Raw genomic sequence first — 17,075 nt, forward strand, 5'->3', positions numbered from 1 at the left:
CCGTGGGCGCGTCCCGGTTTCGGTGTCAGCCGACAGGTGTGACGTTCGTCAGTTAAGGGCTAATCGGACATGCCGGGAAGTTCAGTGCTCAAGAAGTGACGCCGACGGCTTTCAGGGCTATCTCGCGGTAGAGAACACTGACTTCGCGCGGAGTCTGCGGTCCGTCGAGTCGATACCAGAGGACGACGGACTGACACATTCCCAGTAGCGCACGGCCCGTTCCGGTGATGTCCGGGACCGTGAACTCACCGCTCTCGACGCCTGCCGTCAGTACGTCGACGAGTAGGTTCTCGAGCTTCTTTCGCTTGGCGGCGTAGCTCTTTCGTTCCGCGTCCTCGAGGTATCGCAGTTCGGAATCGAGGAAGGCTATGTCGGAGCGACTGGTCATGTGCAGAACACACGCCTCGACGAGATTGCCGAACTGTGCCGTCGGCGACGGTCCGGCAGCGTCGACCGCAGCGCTCGCGCGTGCGGTGACGTTCTCGATGCCCGGTTCCATCAGCGCGACGAGGATGCCCTGTTTGTTGCCGTGGTGGTAATACAGCGTCGGCACGGTGACACCGGCACGTTTTGCGATGTCACGAACCGACGCTCCGTGGTAACCGAGTTCGTGGAACACCTCGAGTGCGGCGGTGAGCAGGGGAGTCAGCGTCAGTGGTTCCACGATGCGCCACTGTTCGTCGGGCTGAGCCTCCGACTGCAAATCCGTCATTCCGCCTGTTCGCTCCGTTCGGAAATTTCTGGTGGTGTGCGCAAAGAAGGTTCAACCCTAGCGCAAGGCGTGTCCTCCTTACCGATGCTCGGCCCCCATTGGATAGCATCACTATCCAGTAATGGGTCGAGCGAGTTGGACGGAGGAGCGGTGAAGGTTTCCGAACTGGCCGCACAGTCCGGCGTTGCACTGGCCACTATCAAGTACTACCTCCGTGAAGGTCTGCTGATGCCGGGTGAGCCGACCAGCGCAACGGGAGCGAGGTACGGCGAACAGCACGTCCGGCGACTCGCGTTGATCAGGGCCCTGGCCGGGGCGGGACTCGCGATTCCACGGATTCGCGCGGTGCTCGAACTGGTGGACACTGACGAGCGATCCGAATTCGAGACTTTCGGCCGCGCAATCGCGCAACTACCCCCGTACGTCGAACCTGAACCGGATCCAGAGTTCCCCAGAGCTCGCAAGGTTCTGGAGTTTCTCGGTCAGGTTTTCGAGCCGAGGTACGTGGCGGTCGCGCACCTCGAGCGGGCACTGATCGGCCTCGAGGATGCAGGACTGAGTCTCTCGGACGAGCGCCTGCGCGCCTACGGCGACCACATCCGAGGGATTGCCGAAGTGGAAATCGAGCTGATGCCTACCAGTTCGACCGAGGACGGCATTCGCTATGCGGTCCTCGGAACCGCCATGTACGAACCCGTCCTGACAGCATTGCGACGCCTGGCGCACCAAGACTTGGCCGCACGACATTTCCCGCAACACCGAGAAAGCACCGAACAGGAAAATCGATGAGCACCAGTCCCTTTCAAGATCTCAATCGCCTCACCTCGCTCGGCGACGGGCGATACACCGCAACGATCGATTCGATCTGGACCATCGGGCCGAAAGTGCACGGCGGCTCCATGATGGCTGTGTGCGCCGCTGCAGCGCGTCGATGTCTGCGAGACGGCGCAGGTGAGAACGACTCGCTTCTGAAGATGCAGCCACTCGCGGTGAGCGCCAACTATCTGTCGGCCCCAGATCCGGGTGAAGTCGAACTGGAGGTGATCGTCCGAAAGCAGGGACGCCAGGTCGCGTTGTTCGACGTCGAGTTGAGCCAGGCGGGTCGCAGCGCTGTTCGCGCGGCGGTCACGCTCGGATTCCCCGATGACGGCGACCCCACCTTCGTCACGGCCTCGTCGATCGACGACATGTCACCGGAACCGCCGGAGAGTGCGGTGGCAGTCATCGGCGATCACCCGATGGCGCAGGTCGTGCATGTCGGTCAGGGTTGCGACATGCGAATCGACACCACCTCGGCGCACTTCCTGACCGGCAGCCAAGGCGAGGCCGAGGTCAGGATGTGGGTCCGTCCTCGACCCGAGGACGAAAACGACCTCGACACCGCTGTGCTGTTCGCGATCATGGCGGGTGACATCAGCGCGCCGGTGACGATGAACCGCGGCCTGTTCGGGTGGGCGCCGACCGTGCAGTTGACGACGTACCTGCGCCGACTGCCGACGCCGGGATGGCTTCGCGTGCGGGCGAGCTCGGATGTTCTGGGCAGCACGTGGTTCGAAGAGGATCATGCTGTTCTCGATTCGACGGGCGCAGTCGTCGTCCAGAGTCGTCAATTGGCGATGATGCCCCGCTAGGGTCGATCGCTGCGGTCGTGGCAGGCTGTTCGCCATGACAAGAATTGCGATTATCGGTGGCGGCAAGATCGGCGAGGCGCTGATCTCCGGGCTGTTGCAGGCCGGCCACGCCATCAAGGATCTGGTCGTCGCCGAGCAATATCAGCCTCGCGCAGACGAATTGATCGCCGAATACTCCATCCGCGTCAGCACGGTCGCCGATGCCGCCGAGGGTGCGGACGTCATCGTCATCGCGGTGAAGCCGAACGACGTCGAGTCAGCGCTCACGGCGTTGACGAAGGTCGATCTGGACGGCGACCTCGAACAATTGATCGTTTCCCTTGCGGCGGGAATCCCCACGGGATTCTTCGAAACGCGTCTGCCCGCAGGGTTCCCGGTCATCCGCGTCATGCCGAACACCCCCATGTTGGTCGGGGAGGGCGTGAGCGTGCTCTCGCCCGGACGGCACGTCAAGGCCGAGCATCTCGAGCTCGTACGCGGCATCCTCGGCAGCGTCGGCAAGGTGGTCACGGTTCCCGAATCGCAGATCGACGCGGTCACGGCTGTCTCCGGTTCCGGCCCGGCCTACTTCTTTCTGGTCGCCGAAGCGATGATCGACGCGGGAGTCGGTCTCGGCCTGACGCGCCCGGTCGCTACCGAATTGGTGGTGCAGACGATGGTCGGTTCCGCAGCGATGCTCGATCGCACCGGCGACAGCGCGACGGATCTTCGCGCCGCGGTGACGTCACCGGGCGGAACGACGGCTGCGGCACTGCGTCAGCTCGAAGCGGGCGGCCTGCGGACGGCGTTCTTCGATGCCTTGGATGCCGCCAAGTCGCGCTCGGCCGCGATGGGTGCAGCTGCGGATTAGTCGTCCGTTTAGCCACACCCGTCGCTTTAACCCCACCAGTACAGCTAAGCTCGACTTAGTACGTACGTGTCTGTTCCGCCGGAGGGGAAGCCGGCGGCGCGAGTCGTGCTGGAGGTATGTGGATTAATGGTGTCTGCAAACAAGCCGTCCATGGGTTCGTCCCACGACGGAAAGCCGGCAGTGGCCGGCACGCAATTCCTCACTGTTGCTGAGGTAGCAACTTTGATGAGGGTGTCGAAAATGACTGTGTACCGGTTGGTACACAGTGGCGAATTGCCTGCTGTACGAGTGGGCCGTTCGTTCCGTGTACATGCGAAGGCAGTACACGATTACCTCGAAACCTCGTACTTCGATGCCGGCTGACCAGCCGGTTCGAAGAGGATGACCTCGGCGTGAGCCGAGTCGCGGGCACAGCGGTTGCTGTGCCGGAGGCTCGGTTTATGCCGAGTGACTCCACACCGGTACGATGAGTCACTGTCGTACCAGCAAGCTGGTGTCGTAAGGCGCTGAGCTAGTTAAAACGAGGGCCAGGCGCCAATTGCTTGGCGCAGGCGTACGTGACCGGCGTGCGCAGGAACGCTAGAGAAGAACGTGAGGGACACCCGCTATGGGTTCAGTGATCAAGAAGCGTCGCAAGCGCATGTCGAAGAAGAAGCACCGCAAGCTGCTTCGTCGTACCCGAGTACAGCGCAGGAAACTCGGTAAATAAGCAGTACCTGTTGATGCCCGCCACCCCTTCCGGGGTGGCGGGCATCAGCATATTCGGGGGAAAGCGATGTGTGCCACGTCTCATTGGCTGGGCGGTTTGTCTTGAATGGCCGAAATTTGGGTAGTCAGCGCGGGACCCCCTCTGCCCGTAAAGTGGGGGAAAATCGCGGGAGGGACGCTTCGGCAGAGCGCGTTTCTACTGGATATGGGGGTACTTGGTGGTTGAAGGTGACAACACTTCAGGGGGCACGACGCCTCGCGTCGTACTGGTGACCGGGGCGAGCAGATTTCTCGGCGGCTACCTGGTGACCAGGCTTGCGCAGAATCCGTCGATCGAGCGTGTCATCGCCGTCGACGCCGTCAGTCCGAGCAAGGACATGATGCGCAGAATGGGCCGCGCGGAATTCGTGCGAGCAGACATCCGCAATCCGCTGATCGGCAAAGTGATCCGAAACGCCGAGGTCGACACCGTCGTGCACGCGTCGACGCTTCAGAAAGCCCCCAAAGCCGGCAGCCGCGCCGCGATGAAGGACATGAACGTCATCGGCGCCATGCAACTGTTCGCGGTCTGTCAGAAAGCTCCGACGGTTCGCAAGGTGGTCCTGCGCTCGGCTTCGGTCGTCTACGGGTGCAGTGCCAAGGATCCCGCTCAGTTCACCGAAGAAATGAGTGCGCGCCGCCGGCCGCCGGGCGGATATGCCCGCGACAGCCTCGAGATCGAGGGATACCTCCGCGGAATGGGGCGTCGGCGCCCGGACATCTCGGTCGGGATTCTGCGGTTGGCGCCGTTGATCGGACCTCAGCTGACTGCAACCGTCGGGCACTACGTCACCGCCCCACTCGTGCCCACCATCGTCGGGCGCAACGCGCGCCTGCAATTGCTCCACGTCGAGGATGCCCTCGCGGCGCTGGAGAAGGCGACCATCGGACACGCTTCGGGTACGTACAACATCGCCGGCGACGGAGTGGTCATGATGTCGCAGGCGATCCGCCGGGCAGGCAGGGTGGAAGTTCCCATGCCGCTCGCTCTGTTCCGCAGCGTCGGGAGCGCGTTGGTGGGGTCGTCCATGAGGCTGTACACCGACGAGCAACTCGAGTACTTCCGGTTCGGCTGCGGACTCGACACCACTCGCATGCGCAGCGAGCTGGGGTTCGAGCCGCGATGGACCACCATGCAAGCACTCGACGATTTCATGCGTGCGATGCAGACGCGCCGGATCATCAAGTCCGAGTGGATCGATCGGGCGGAGAATGCGTTGACCGCCATCCTCGGCGGTGACACCGCCGCGGCGGCAACAAGTGCAGACGTGATGCACATGCCGCTGTCGGGACGAAGTGCGGTGAAGGGGTGACTGACGTGGCGAAGGTAATTCCCCTGCGGCCCAGCGCAACTCACACCGGAAAGTCGGCAACTTCCCGTTCGCGTGAGTCCGTCACCGGTGCGGAGCGTGACATCCGTGAACAAAGTGAACGTCGGCATCCGTCCGGAGTGTCCTCGGCGGCCGACCACGGCGGTGAGAGCACGTTCGTCGATTCGGCCAGGTCGGCGATCGTCGACCAGATCGCCTCGGCAGCAGAATTCTTCCGACGTCGGGTGTCGGGCGACTACGAGGTCGACGAGTTCGGATTCGACCCGCATTTCGCGGACAACGTCGTCATGCCGATGTTGCGCCCGTTGTTCGAGAAGTGGTTTCGCGTCGAGGTCAGTGGGATCGAGAACATTCCCCTCACCGGGGGAGCGCTTGTGGTCGCCAACCACGCCGGTGTGATCCCGATCGACGGACTGATGACGTCGGTTGCCGTGCACGATCACCATCCAGCGCATCGTCCACTGCGAATGTTGGCTGCGGACATGGCATTCGAGATGCCAGTGGTGGGTGGACTGGCGCGCAAAGCCGGTCATACGTTGGCCTGCAACCCCGACGCCGAGCGTCTGCTCAACGACGGTGAAGTCGCGGCCGTGTTCCCGGAAGGATTCAAGGGCATCGGGAAACCGTTCAGTGAGCGGTACAAGTTGCAGCGGTTCGGGCGCGGTGGCTTCGTGTCGGCCGCAATGCGAACCGGTGTTCCGATCATTCCGTGCTCGATCGTGGGTTCGGAGGAGATCTATCCCAAAATCGGTGATCTCACCACACTCGCACGCGTTCTCGGTCTTCCGTATTTCCCGGTGACACCGCTGTTTCCACACTTCGGGCCGCTCGGCCTGGTTCCGTTGCCGTCGAAGTGGTACATCGAGTTCGGAAAGCCCATCGTCACCGACACCTTCGAGAGCGGTGCCGCCGACGATCCGATGGTCCTGTTCGAGGTCACGGACCACGTCCGGGAAACCATTCAGCAGACGCTGTATCGACTGTTGGCCAAGCGTCGCAACGTCTTTCTCGGCTGAGTTCGGTCCGGATCGCTGCTCGATCCGGACCGAACCCGCTCAGGCGTTCTGTTCTTTGCGCCTGGCGAGAATTGCCGCGAGCGCCCCGCCGACCGCTCCGAGCACCAGCGCCGTCGGTACGCCGATCTTGGCGGCCTTTCGTCCGGTGCGGAAATCGCGAACTTCCCACCCGCGGTTCTTCGCGAGTTCACGAAGATCTGCGTCGGGATTGATCGCCACCGGTGTCCCCACCAACGAGAGCATCGGAACGTCGTTGTGGCTGTCGGAGTAGGCGGAACAGCGCTTGAGATTGAGTCCTTCACGCACCGCCAACGTCCGTACGGCGTGCGCCTTGCCCATGCCGTGCAGGATGTCGCCGACGAGTCGGCCGGTGAAGACGCCGTCCTCACTCTCGGCGACAGTGCCCAAGGCGCCGGTCAATCCCAGTTTCTCGGCGATGACCTGAGCCAGTTCGACCGGAGTTGCCGTCACCAACCACACCTGTTGTCCGGCGTCGAGGTGCATCTGGGCCAACGCCCTCGTGCCTGGCCAGATCTTGTCGGCGATGACCTCGTCGTAGATCTCCTCGCCGAGGCGGGCGAGTTCGGCGGTGGATCGACCGGCCACGAAGGACAGTGCTTTCTCGCGGCCTTCGGCGACGTCGTCGCTACTTTCTCGGCCGGTGACTCGGAACTTGATCTGCTTCCACGCGAAATCCACCAGATCCGAGGTCTTGAGATACTTTCGTGCAGCGAGACCACGGGCGAAGTGGATGATCGACGCACCCTGCACCATGGTGTTGTCGACGTCGAAGAATGCGGCGGCCGTGAGGTCGCGCGGAACGGCCGGGGGCTCTTCGCCGGTTTCCGGTTCTGTGGGGTTGGCAGCTTCGTGCAATGCCAGAGCTGCGTCAGCGCTCGCCTCGCCGGCGAGATTGGCTCGAACTTCCGACTCACTCGGGCCCAGCGGATTCTTCACATGGCGACGTCCGGGGAGAATGACCCCGGCAAGCCCTGATCCGAATCCGGAGCCGTTCGGTAGTGATCGCGCAGGCACCCGCACCTCCCGTGTTGCATTCTCGAGCAGAGAACTCTTCGAGTCAGCCTATCCTCCGCGATGAGGCCCGATGGGTTGGATGGTGACCTTCCCTGTGGTGTGTGACGTTCCTCTCCGCCGATTTGGCACCGAGTGGGGCTCCGAAGGCACACTCGACCGATCAAGTAGATGGCGTCCCCGTAGAAGAAAGGTATGCGTCGATGACTGCAGCTACGCATGAAGTGACCCTGTTGACACGCGCAGGATGCGCGTCCTGCGTCGGCGCGGCGGAGGTCCTGCGACGGGTCTGTTCCGAGTTCGAGCTGGAATTGACGTGCATCGACGTGGACGAAGCTGCCGCGACGGATCCAGAGCTGAGAGCGGAGTACGGAGACAGATTGCCCGTCATTCTTCTCGACGGACGCGAGCACGGTTACTGGGAAGTCGACGAGGAGCGCCTTCGTGACGATTTACGCAAGTAAGGCAACCCTCAAAGTTGTCCGCGGAGCCGCTTTGCAGGTGAACGGCACATCGAACCCGTCTCGAGCAACTTTGTGCATGGGTTCACAAGCGGTTACCGTGGTGTGAACATTCCCCCGGAGCATCGTGGAGGTCGACAGTCGTGTCGACCGGACGAGGAGCCAGCGACGTGACCGAACCGCACCAGACGCATGAGCCTGTGGCTCAGCGCGTCACCGGCGCTGCGGGCTCTTCCGTCACCGACGCTGCCAGCGCCTCGGTTACCGACCCGATCGCTCAGGATCGCGTCATCCCCCAGGCTACGGTGACGCGCTTGGCCGCATACCTGCGGGTCCTCGGAGTGATGTCCGACCGGGGTACCTCCATCGTCTCGAGCGAGGAACTTGCCCAGGCGTCCGGCGTCGGATCAGCGAAATTGCGTAAGGATCTGTCGTTCCTCGGACCCAACGGTGTCCGCGGCGTCGGGTACGACGTCAACAGGCTCCGCATCCGCATCGAGCGTGCACTCGGACTCGATCGTGGGCACAAGGTCGTTCTCGTCGGAGTCGGAAACCTCGGCAAGGCGCTGGTCGGCTACGGCGGATTCAGCCGCCGCGGTTTCGAGATGGTCGGACTCTTCGACAGTGATGCAGATCGAATCGGAAGCAGAGTCGGGGATCTCGTCGTGCGCAGCACCGAGGAACTGACCGTCGCCTGCCGTGAACTGAATGCGACCATCGGCGTCATCTCCACACCGGACGAGGCAGCTCAGGGCGTGTGCGACCAGTTCGTCAGCGCCGGGCTGCGCTGCATCATGAGTTTTTCGCCGATCGCCCTCGACGTTCCCGATCACGTGGAACTGCGACGTGTAGATCTAGCCGTCGAGATGCAGGTTCTCTCCTTCAACAGTGCGCGCAACGCCGATCAGGCATCCAGCGCGCCGCGAGTACGAGTGGCTCACGCCGCATCCGCTTCGTCAGTCCCATCCACCAGTTCACCCGCTCCGGTCGGAGCAGGTTCGACAAGAAACGGATCAGTGATCGCGCCGTGAGTGTTCTGCTTGTCGGGGTCTCGCATCGAACCGCGCCCGTCCCGGTGCTCGAGCGAGTAGCTGTCACCGACACCGATCGTCCGAAGCTGATCGACAAGCTTCTGGCGTCTTCGCACATCTCCGAAGCGATGATCGTCTCCACCTGTAACCGGGTGGAGGTCTACGCGGTGGTGGACGCGTTCCACGGTGCACTCACCGAGGTCGGTGAAATCCTGGCCGACCATTCGGGTCTCGACCTGACAGCGCTGCACGCTCACGCGTACGTCCGCTACAGCGAAGCAGCCGTCGAGCACCTCTTCGCGGTGGCCAGCGGCCTCGATTCCATGGTGATCGGCGAACAGCAGATCCTCGGCCAGATCCGTTCGGCCTACGCATCTTCGGATGCGCAGCAGGCCGCCGGACGCGTCGTCCACGAACTGGCTCAGCAGGCACTGCGCGTCGGCAAGCGAGTGCATTCCGAAACCGGAATCGACTCCGCCGGAGCATCAGTCGTGTCCGTGGCTCTCGATCGTGCAGCGGGCATCATCGGTGAGGGCGGCCTGGTCGGCCGCACTGCCGTGGTCGTCGGGGCAGGATCGATGGGCGGTCTGTCGGTTGCGCATCTCACCCGCGCCGGAATCGCACGCATCGTCGTCGTCAACCGGACACAGGAACGCGCCGAGCACCTGGCAGAGACGGCACGCTCCAACGGCGTCGACGCCGACGGTGTTGCCTTCGATCAGCTTTCGGCCGCGATGGCGCAGGCAGATGTCATGGTCACCTGTACCGGCGCGGTCGGGGCAGTGGTCACCCTGGCGGATGTGCACCGCGCACTCGCCGAGACCGATCGCGACAACACCAAGCACCTCGTCATCTGCGACCTCGGGCTGCCGCGCGACATCGATCCCGCCGTCGCCGGCCTGCCGGGTGTGACCGTTCTCGACATGGAGACGCTGCAGCGTGATCCAGCGGCGGGCGCAGCCGCCTCCGACGCAGATGCCGCACGCACCATCGTCGCTGGCGAGCTTGCGACCTACCTTGCCGGACAGCGCCTCGCCGAGGTCACTCCGACCGTGACGGCTTTGCGTCAGCGCGCCGCCGACGTCGTCGAAGCCGAACTGATGCGGCTCGATTCGCGTCTGCCCGGCCTGGACGATCCGCAGCGCGACGAGGTTGCACGCACCGTGCGACGCGTCGTGGACAAGCTTCTCCACGCCCCGACCGTGCGCGTCAAGCAACTGGCGTCGGCCCCCGGCGGCGACTCCTACGCAGCAGCGCTGCGCGAACTCTTCGAACTCAGCCCCGGATCTCCCGCGGCCGTGGCCACACCCACCGACCTGGTGGACGGCGACCGCACTGGAAGGGACCTGCAGGCATGAGCGTCACCACCCCTCGATCGGGGAGCCCGCTGCGGATCGGCACTCGCGGAAGTCTTCTCGCGACCACGCAAGCCGGTACCGTGCGCGATGCCCTCATTGCAGCGGGACATCCCGCCGAGTTGGTCATCATCAAGACCAAGGGCGACCAGTCCACCGATCCCGTCCAGAAGATCGGCGTCGGAGTGTTCACGGCAGAGCTTCGAGAAGCTTTGCTGGACAACCGCGTCGACGTTGCTGTGCATTCCTACAAGGACTTACCGACCGCGCAGGATCCGCGTTTCGTCATCGCGGCGATTCCGCCACGCGAAGATCCGCGTGACGCGCTCGTCGCCCGCGACGGTCTGGTCCTCGGGGAGCTTCCGGCCGGCTCCAAGGTGGGAACCTCGGCGCCCCGCCGTGTTTCGCAGCTCAAGGCACTCGGACTCGGCCTCGACATCGTGCCGTTGCGGGGCAACCTGCAGCGCCGTCTCGGCAAAGTCGAATCCGGTGAACTCGACGCCGTGATCCTCGCTCGCGCCGGCCTGTCCCGTATCGGGCTGCTCGATCTCATCACCGAGAATATCGAGCCCGTGCAGATGCTCCCCGCTCCGGCGCAGGGTGCCCTGGCCGTCGAATGCCTTTCTGCCAATGCGGAATTGGCGGCGATCCTCGCCGAGCACGACGACGCGGGTACCCGGGCGGCAGTTACTGCCGAGCGCGCCCTGCTCGCCGAGTTGGAAGCCGGCTGCACCGCTCCGGTGGGAGCGATCGCGGAGATCGTCGAATCCCTCGACGACGACGGCAGAATCTTCGACGAACTGTCGGTACGCGGCTGCGCAGCCGCCATCGACGGTTCGGACGTCATCCGTACCGGCGCAGTGGGTGCGCCGGACAAGGCCGAGGAACTCGGCCGAGCGGTAGCGCGCGAGTTACTCGAACTCGGCGCCCGCGAGTTGATGAACGTGACTACAGGCGAGGCAGCCGATGTTTGACGCCCCACTTTGCACTTGCACCAAGTTCCCATTTCGATACAGCGCACTGGAGAATCACCGATGACCCGAGTCCGAAAGAACACTCCCGGACGGATCCTGTTCGTGGGATCGGGACCGGGCGACCCCGCCCTGCTCACCGTTCGCGCACGTGACGTCCTCACCGGCGCCGCAATGGCATTCACCGATCCGGATGTCGACAAGGGCGTCGTCGCACTCGTCGGGATCGACATGGGCCGCGACGAGGAGACCGGCGAGCTGATCGCGGACGTGCGTCCGGCACTCGGCGAGCCTGCCGAGGTTGCAAAGACATTGGTGCACGAGGCCAAGAACGGTCACGACGTCGTGCGTCTGGTCTCCGGCGACCCGCTGACCACGGATTCCGTGATCGCAGAGGTCACCGCAGTCGCCCGCACGCAGGTTCAGTTCGAGGTTCTCCCGGGTCTGCCTTCCGGTTCGGCTGTGCCGAGCTACGCCGGCATGGCGCTCGGCTCGGGTCACACCGAGGCCGACGTTCGCGGTGAAGTCGACTGGGCTGCTCTGGCCGCTGCACCGGGACCGCTTGTCCTGCACGCGACGTCCGGACATCTCGCCGAGACCGCCAGCGCGCTGGTCGAGAACGGCTTGGCCCCGCAGACGCCTGCTGCGATCACCGTCCGCGGTACCACTCGTCAGCAGCGAACCGTCGAGGCAACTCTCGCGACGCTCAACGAAGCCGGATCCGAACTGGTGGGCTCGCTCATCGTCACCGTCGGCAAGGTTGTCGCGCAGCGCAACAAGATGTCGTGGTGGGAATCGCGCGCTCTGTACGGCTGGACCGTCCTCGTGCCGCGCACCAAGGATCAGGCCGGCGAGATGAGCGACCGTCTGGTCACTCACGGAGCGATCCCGATCGAGGTTCCGACCATCGCCGTCGAGCCGCCTCGCAGCCCGGCTCAGATGGAGCGTTCGGTCAAGGGACTCGTCGACGGTCGCTACCAGTGGGTCGTCTTCACTTCCACCAATGCTGTTCGCGCAGTGTGGGAGAAGTTCGAAGAGTTCGGCCTCGACGCTCGCGCCTTCTCCGGAGTGAAGATCGCCTGCATCGGTGAAGCAACCGCAGCCAAGGTGCGCTCGTTCGGCATCAACCCCGAGCTGATCCCGACCGGTGAGCAGTCCAGCGAAGGCCTGTTGGCCGAATTCGCCCCGTACGACGACGTTTTCGATCCGGTCAACCGGGTTCTGTTGCCGCGGGCGGACATTGCGACCGAAACCCTCGCAGAGGGCCTGCGCGAACGCGGTTGGGAGATCGACGACGTCACCGCCTACCGCACCGTCCGGGCAGCGCCGCCGCCGGCCGAGACCCGCGAGATGATCAAGACCGGTGGATTCGACGCCGTCTGCTTCACCTCGTCCTCGACCGTGCGCAACCTCGTCGGCATCGCCGGCAAGCCGCACGCCCGCACGTTGGTCGCGTGCATCGGCCCGAAGACGGCCGAAACCGCTATCGAGTTCGGTCTGCGCGTCGACGTGCAGCCCGAGACCTCGCAGGTGGGACCGCTGGTGGAGGCTCTCGCCGAGCATGCTGCTCGTCTGCGCGCCGAAGGTGCTTTGCCGCCCCCGCGCAAGAAGTCTCGAAGGCGCTAGCGCATCCGTGAGGGGTTGAGGAGTCTGTGGACTCCTCAACCGCTCACAGGTTCCGACGAAGGAGGGCTACTTCTCGTGTTTCCCACTCATCGCCCTCGCCGGCTCCGGCGCACTCCTGCGCTCCGGCGACTCGTGGCAGAGACCTCGCTCGAACCCCGGCACCTCGTTTTGCCGATGTTCGTCGCCGACGGCATCGACGCACCGCGTGAGATCAGTTCCATGCCAGGCGTTTTCCAGCACACCCTCGATTCGCTGCGGTCCGCAGCGGTGGAGGCGGTGGAAGCCGGCGTCGGTGGCCTGATGCTCTTCGGTGTCCCGAAGGCGGAGGACAAGGATCCCCAGGGGTCCGGTGCCTCCGATCCCGACGGCATCCTCAACGTCGGATTGCGCGCTCTGGCAGACGAACTCGGCGATTCGACGGTCATCATGGCCGATACCTGCCTCGACGAGTTCACCGATCACGGCCACTGCGGCGTGTTGACTGCCGGCGGCGCTGTCGACAACGACGCGACCTTGATCCGATACGTAGAAATGGCTCTCGCGCAAGCTGAATCGGGTGCGCACCTGCTCGGCCCCAGCGGCATGATGGACGGTCAGGTGGCTGCGATCCGTGGTGCACTCGATGCTTCGGGGTATGTCGATGTCGGCCAGCTCGCCTATGCCGCGAAATATGCGTCAGCGTTCTACGGGCCGTTCCGTGAAGCCGTCGGATCCTCACTGCAAGGCGACCGTCGTACGTATCAGCAGGACGGCGCCAATCGCCGCGAGTCGATGCGCGAGGTAGACCTCGACGTCGCCGAGGGCGCCGACATGGTGATGGTCAAGCCTGCAATGTCCTACCTGGACATTCTGCGTGAGACCGCCGACCGGTCCCCGGTTCCGGTCGCTGCGTACCAGATCTCGGGGGAGTACTCGATGATCACTGCGGCCGCGCAGAACGGGTGGATCGATCGGGACGCGGCGATTCTCGAATCGCTCATCAGCATTCGCCGCGCCGGTGCCGACGTGGTCCTCACGTACTGGGCGTCGGAAGTTGCCGGATGGCTGTGACGGAGTCACGCATGGTGGCTGCGCCGGTATCGACCGATACGCTGGTGTCATGACCGAGCAGTGGCCGCCGTCGCGCCAGGAACCGCCCCGCCGGGAACCTCCCTACGAGAACCAGCCGTTCGAGAATCAGCCGTACCGCGAACTCGGACCGATGCCGACGGGTCAGATCCCGGGATACGGCCCCGGTTACAACGGATACCCGGGACCTGCGCCGAAACCCGAGCCGCCGACGGACGTCGTGACTGCGATTCAGTTGTGGTGGGCTGTGACGGCGCTGGGGTTGGTCCAGGGCGGCGCGATGATCTGGATGCTGCTCGGGCAGAAGTCGATGTTCGTCGACGAGATGCTCAGAAATCAGGCAGCTGTCGACGCCGGTCTGACGCGTTCCGACGTGGAGGGCATGTTCCCACTGGTCATCGTATTCTCTGCGGTTTTGGTCGTGATCGTCACCGCCGTGTTCCTTCTGTTCGTGCGCGCGATGAGTCGCGGCAAGAACTGGGCTCGAATGTTGCTGACGTTCTGTGGCGTCTTCATGCTGGTCTCCGCGATCCCGGTGATCTTCGGGCTCGGCGGAGACGGCGGCGCGGCCACTCTGCTGTTCGGCGGAGCGGAAATCCTGCAGGCAGTTGCTGCTGTCGGGGCGATCGTGATGATGCACCGAAAAGAGTCCAATCCGTACTTTCTTCGTTTCCCCCCGGCGGGGAACCGGTAGGTAGCTCGGGGTACTGTGAAACGGGTCACTGAAGTAGTAGGGGAGAGGTCGGACGCGATGAGTTCTCAGGAAGCCCTGCGTACGGAAAGCACCCACGACGCGCCACTGCGCCAACGTGGTTCACGCACCGAAGTGATCTTGTTCGCGATCCTCGGAGCCTCTGTTCTGGTGACACTCCTGATGCTCATGATTCCGGGCATCGTCAGCGGATAGCGCACACTTGAACCCGTGAGTATCTCTACGAAGGTCAGGCGCCCGACGGCTGTCGAGGCAGCATTCTGGCTGTGGATCGCCAGCGCGTTCCTGCTCATACTCTTCGGCCTGATCAATGTCACCAGCGCTTCGTACTCGTTGCGTGAGCAGTTCACCGATCAAGGCGTTTCGGCCGGAAACATCGACATCTACGTCACCTTCGTGCGGGTGTCAGGGCTGGTTCTGCTGTTGACCGGCCTCGCGATCGGCGGCCTCGCCGGTCCCACTCGCGCCGGAAGGGCGCTGTGCCGACGGATCCTGGTGATCGTGTCCGGAGTGTTCGCGGTGCTGCAGATCGCGCTGGTCGTGGCCGGGATAAGTACCGTGCTCGCGCTGGTTGTTCCCGTCATGCTGATCTGTGCCTGCGTCGCGATCTACCGCGACACCACCCGAAGTTGGTTTGCCCGTGGCTGATCGCGCGCCGGAAATCGGCCCGGACGTTCTGTACTACGAACCGGGTTCTCGGTGGTGGGCCGTCGCGTTCGGTCCGATCTTCTGCCTGATCGCCTTGGTCATCGAGCTGTTCACCGGCCCGGTGGTGCATTGGTTCGGTCTGGCGATGTTCGCCGTGATCCTCACCGGATTGGTCTACGTGCAGGTGATCGCAGCACGGCGGCACGCGAGCGTACTTCTGACGGCGACCACGTTGCGTCAGGGAACCGAAGAGGTGCCGATCACCGAGATCGCCGAGGTGTTCCCGGAGTCCGACGACGCTGCCTACGAGGACGAAATGGAACCGTGGGAAACGGCACGCGCGCTCGGTGAGCTGTCCGGAGTGCCCAGGCGTCGGCACGGTATCGGCTTACGTTTGACCACCGGGGGATTGGTGCGGGCGTGGGCAAAGGACGATCAGGCACTTCGCGAGGCGTTGAGTCAGGTCGTTGTGGTTGGTGTCGAACCGGACGGGTCTGCCGATGACTGAGCCACCGCCATCCCCGCGTGTCGACGTGAAGACGTGGATCGGTGTACTCGGTATCGTCGCCGCAACGATTCTGGCGGTCGTGTGCTGGCGAGCGGGTACGACGACGTCCGACTTCGGACCGATACTGGAGGGCGCTCCACCGTTCGAGAGCACGCACTACGACGGTCTCTGGATCTCGGGCGCCGGGTTGTCGATTCTGGTTGCGGGGCTGATGGCCATCGATGTCGTGCGCCGCGTCCGGGTGGGCTTCGTCGCATCGCAGTAGCCCTCATACGGGTAGGGGGTATAGTTGCGGTATGAGTAGTTACAGCCCCGAGCAGGACGATCTGCTCAAGCGCCTTCGTCGTATCGAAGGTCAGGTAGCCGGAATTTCACGCATGGTCGCAGACGACCGGTACTGCATCGACGTGCTCACCCAGGTATCCGCCGCGACGAGCGCGTTGCAGTCCGTGTCCCTGAAGCTTCTCGACGCCCACCTTGCGGGTTGCGTCGTCGAAGCTGCCAAGCAGGGTGGTCCGGAAGCGGACGTCAAGATCAAGGAAGCTCAGGCGGCCATCGCTCGCCTCGTTCGTTCGTAAGGTGTCGGTCCGTCACTCCGTGATGGACCGCGCGAGCGCCCGGGCGGAGAAGCTCACGAAGTACTCGGGTGTGACTTCTTTGGCGATGTTGATGACGATGGTGTCCGACAGGCCTTTGAGTCCGGAGAGCACGAGATGGATCAACGCGGGGTCGTCGATCAACCGGCTCCCTTCGGCTGCAGCAGATTCGGTGAGCGCTCGAATCAATGCCGAGTTGTAGACCGCTACGGATGCGTGAAGTTCCCGCATGCTTTCTCGGTCGGACCCGGCCATGCCTTCGATGTCGCGCCAAGTGGTGGTGAGTCGACCCACCCGTGCCCAGTGCCGAGCAAACTCGGAAATCATGGACTCGAGTAAGGCGCTCAGTCCCTGCTCGCGGGGGAGCGAGTTCACGAAGTCCGCCATTTCCAGCTGACTTTCGCTGAGGAGGGCGGCGAAGATGTCCTGCTTGTCGACGAAGTACTGGTAGATCAGGCCAGTGCTGGTGCCGGCTCGTTTGGCGACAGCGCGGATCGTGAGCGCGGAGTAGCCTCCTTCGTCCAGAAGCGAGATCGCCGCGTCGAGAGTTCGGCGTCGACGCACTTCGGCGTCGCCGTAGATCGACTTGCTGCTGGTACTGCTCATTTGATCACCGTAGTCGCGGTGGTCGGCATCCTCAATTCACATCGAACACTGTTCGTTGTCGAACGCCACCCAGAAACCAATGTGACTCAGATCATAGAATGAACATTGTTCGAAATAGAATGAACATCGTTCATTCTGGTGTTACGGTATGGCGCAGACCACATCGAGGCCAGT

22 protein-coding genes are annotated in these 17,075 nt (G+C 63.7%); 19 read left to right on the forward strand and 3 right to left on the reverse strand.

Features of this window, described 5'->3' with window-relative positions; genetic code table 11:
- Window positions 1–88 precede the first annotated feature (88 nt).
- Complete coding sequence (locus tag AC1Q61_RS18255; protein WP_003942051.1) at window positions 89–712, reverse strand: TetR/AcrR family transcriptional regulator; 624 nt, start codon at window positions 710–712, stop codon at window positions 89–91.
- Between the two features lie 150 nt (window positions 713–862).
- Between AC1Q61_RS18255 and AC1Q61_RS18260 the strand changes: the two genes are divergently transcribed.
- From AC1Q61_RS18260 to AC1Q61_RS18290, 7 genes are all read left to right on the forward strand, one after another.
- Window positions 863–1,501, forward strand: a complete 639-nt coding sequence (locus tag AC1Q61_RS18260) for a MerR family transcriptional regulator (RefSeq protein ID WP_042453006.1) — start codon at window positions 863–865, stop codon at window positions 1,499–1,501.
- Window positions 1,498–2,343 (forward strand): thioesterase family protein, encoded by an 846-nt coding sequence (locus AC1Q61_RS18265; protein WP_042923249.1) that lies wholly within the window; start codon window positions 1,498–1,500, stop codon window positions 2,341–2,343. The genes AC1Q61_RS18260 and AC1Q61_RS18265 overlap by 4 nt, the downstream gene beginning before the upstream one ends.
- 34 nt (window positions 2,344–2,377) lie before the next feature.
- The gene (gene proC, locus AC1Q61_RS18270) at window positions 2,378–3,193 is read left to right on the forward strand and encodes a pyrroline-5-carboxylate reductase (RefSeq protein ID WP_003941923.1); all 816 of its coding nucleotides are present in this window, start codon (window positions 2,378–2,380) and stop codon (window positions 3,191–3,193) included.
- Window positions 3,194–3,319: 126 nt separating this feature from the next.
- Complete coding sequence (locus tag AC1Q61_RS18275; RefSeq protein ID WP_003941845.1) at window positions 3,320–3,556, forward strand: helix-turn-helix domain-containing protein; 237 nt, start codon at window positions 3,320–3,322, stop codon at window positions 3,554–3,556.
- Window positions 3,557–3,800: 244 nt separating this feature from the next.
- Entirely contained in the window at window positions 3,801–3,902 is a 102-nt protein-coding gene (locus AC1Q61_RS18280; protein WP_003402602.1) for a 30S ribosomal protein bS22, read from the forward strand.
- 217 nt (window positions 3,903–4,119) lie between these two features.
- Window positions 4,120–5,253, forward strand: a complete 1,134-nt coding sequence (locus AC1Q61_RS18285; protein WP_492651034.1) for an NAD-dependent epimerase/dehydratase family protein — start codon at window positions 4,120–4,122, stop codon at window positions 5,251–5,253.
- Window positions 5,250–6,287 (forward strand): lysophospholipid acyltransferase family protein, encoded by a 1,038-nt coding sequence (locus tag AC1Q61_RS18290; RefSeq protein WP_042923247.1) that lies wholly within the window; start codon window positions 5,250–5,252, stop codon window positions 6,285–6,287. The genes AC1Q61_RS18285 and AC1Q61_RS18290 overlap by 4 nt, the downstream gene beginning before the upstream one ends.
- 39 nt (window positions 6,288–6,326) lie before the next feature.
- On the opposite strand, the gene AC1Q61_RS18295 is transcribed toward AC1Q61_RS18290, so the two are convergent.
- Window positions 6,327–7,322: an HAD family hydrolase gene (locus AC1Q61_RS18295; RefSeq protein ID WP_020968932.1), complete on the reverse strand. Its 996-nt coding sequence runs from the start codon at window positions 7,320–7,322 to the stop codon at window positions 6,327–6,329.
- 200 nt (window positions 7,323–7,522) lie between these two features.
- Here AC1Q61_RS18295 and AC1Q61_RS18300 point away from each other — a divergent pair, with 200 nt between their 5' ends.
- The 12 genes from AC1Q61_RS18300 (at window position 7,523) to AC1Q61_RS18355 (ending at window position 16,277) form a co-directional block, all read left to right on the forward strand.
- Complete coding sequence (locus AC1Q61_RS18300) at window positions 7,523–7,783, forward strand: glutaredoxin family protein (RefSeq protein WP_003941953.1); 261 nt, start codon at window positions 7,523–7,525, stop codon at window positions 7,781–7,783.
- 140 nt (window positions 7,784–7,923) lie between these two features.
- Window positions 7,924–8,811 (forward strand): redox-sensing transcriptional repressor Rex, encoded by an 888-nt coding sequence (locus AC1Q61_RS18305; protein ID WP_042923244.1) that lies wholly within the window; start codon window positions 7,924–7,926, stop codon window positions 8,809–8,811.
- Complete coding sequence (locus AC1Q61_RS18310) at window positions 8,808–10,169, forward strand: glutamyl-tRNA reductase (RefSeq protein WP_042923241.1); 1,362 nt, start codon at window positions 8,808–8,810, stop codon at window positions 10,167–10,169. Before AC1Q61_RS18305 ends, AC1Q61_RS18310 begins: the two co-directional genes overlap by 4 nt.
- A complete protein-coding gene (gene hemC, locus AC1Q61_RS18315) occupies window positions 10,166–11,140 on the forward strand; it encodes a hydroxymethylbilane synthase (protein WP_019744374.1) in 975 nt (324 codons plus the stop codon). The genes AC1Q61_RS18310 and hemC overlap by 4 nt, the downstream gene beginning before the upstream one ends.
- Before the next feature lie 60 nt (window positions 11,141–11,200).
- Window positions 11,201–12,763: a bifunctional uroporphyrinogen-III C-methyltransferase/uroporphyrinogen-III synthase gene (locus AC1Q61_RS18320; RefSeq protein WP_003941969.1), complete on the forward strand. Its 1,563-nt coding sequence runs from the start codon at window positions 11,201–11,203 to the stop codon at window positions 12,761–12,763.
- A 75-nt stretch (window positions 12,764–12,838) separates the two neighbouring features.
- Window positions 12,839–13,813, forward strand: coding sequence for a porphobilinogen synthase (hemB, locus tag AC1Q61_RS18325; protein ID WP_007735309.1), 975 nt, complete (start codon window positions 12,839–12,841; stop codon window positions 13,811–13,813).
- 49 nt (window positions 13,814–13,862) lie between these two features.
- Window positions 13,863–14,525, forward strand: coding sequence for a hypothetical protein (locus AC1Q61_RS18330; RefSeq protein ID WP_003942024.1), 663 nt, complete (start codon window positions 13,863–13,865; stop codon window positions 14,523–14,525).
- Between the two features lie 57 nt (window positions 14,526–14,582).
- Window positions 14,583–14,738, forward strand: a complete 156-nt coding sequence (locus AC1Q61_RS18335) for a hypothetical protein (protein WP_003941930.1) — start codon at window positions 14,583–14,585, stop codon at window positions 14,736–14,738.
- Between the two features lie 15 nt (window positions 14,739–14,753).
- A complete protein-coding gene (locus AC1Q61_RS18340) occupies window positions 14,754–15,191 on the forward strand; it encodes a hypothetical protein (protein WP_003942066.1) in 438 nt (145 codons plus the stop codon).
- The gene (mce1N, locus tag AC1Q61_RS18345) at window positions 15,184–15,699 is read left to right on the forward strand and encodes a transport-regulating membrane protein Mce1N (RefSeq protein ID WP_058038150.1); all 516 of its coding nucleotides are present in this window, start codon (window positions 15,184–15,186) and stop codon (window positions 15,697–15,699) included. The genes AC1Q61_RS18340 and mce1N overlap by 8 nt, the downstream gene beginning before the upstream one ends.
- Window positions 15,692–15,964: a hypothetical protein gene (locus tag AC1Q61_RS18350; RefSeq protein WP_051649637.1), complete on the forward strand. Its 273-nt coding sequence runs from the start codon at window positions 15,692–15,694 to the stop codon at window positions 15,962–15,964. The genes mce1N and AC1Q61_RS18350 overlap by 8 nt, the downstream gene beginning before the upstream one ends.
- Before the next feature lie 31 nt (window positions 15,965–15,995).
- A complete protein-coding gene (locus tag AC1Q61_RS18355; RefSeq protein WP_003942012.1) occupies window positions 15,996–16,277 on the forward strand; it encodes a metal-sensitive transcriptional regulator in 282 nt (93 codons plus the stop codon).
- Between the two features lie 12 nt (window positions 16,278–16,289).
- On the opposite strand, the gene AC1Q61_RS18360 is transcribed toward AC1Q61_RS18355, so the two are convergent.
- Window positions 16,290–16,901 carry a TetR/AcrR family transcriptional regulator gene (locus AC1Q61_RS18360; RefSeq protein ID WP_003942004.1) on the reverse strand — a complete coding sequence of 204 codons (612 nt, stop codon included), beginning with the start codon at window positions 16,899–16,901 and terminating at the stop codon, window positions 16,290–16,292.
- Between the last annotated feature and the right edge of the window lie 174 nt (window positions 16,902–17,075).

The organism is Rhodococcus sp. MPR-R1B (assembly GCF_058793255.1).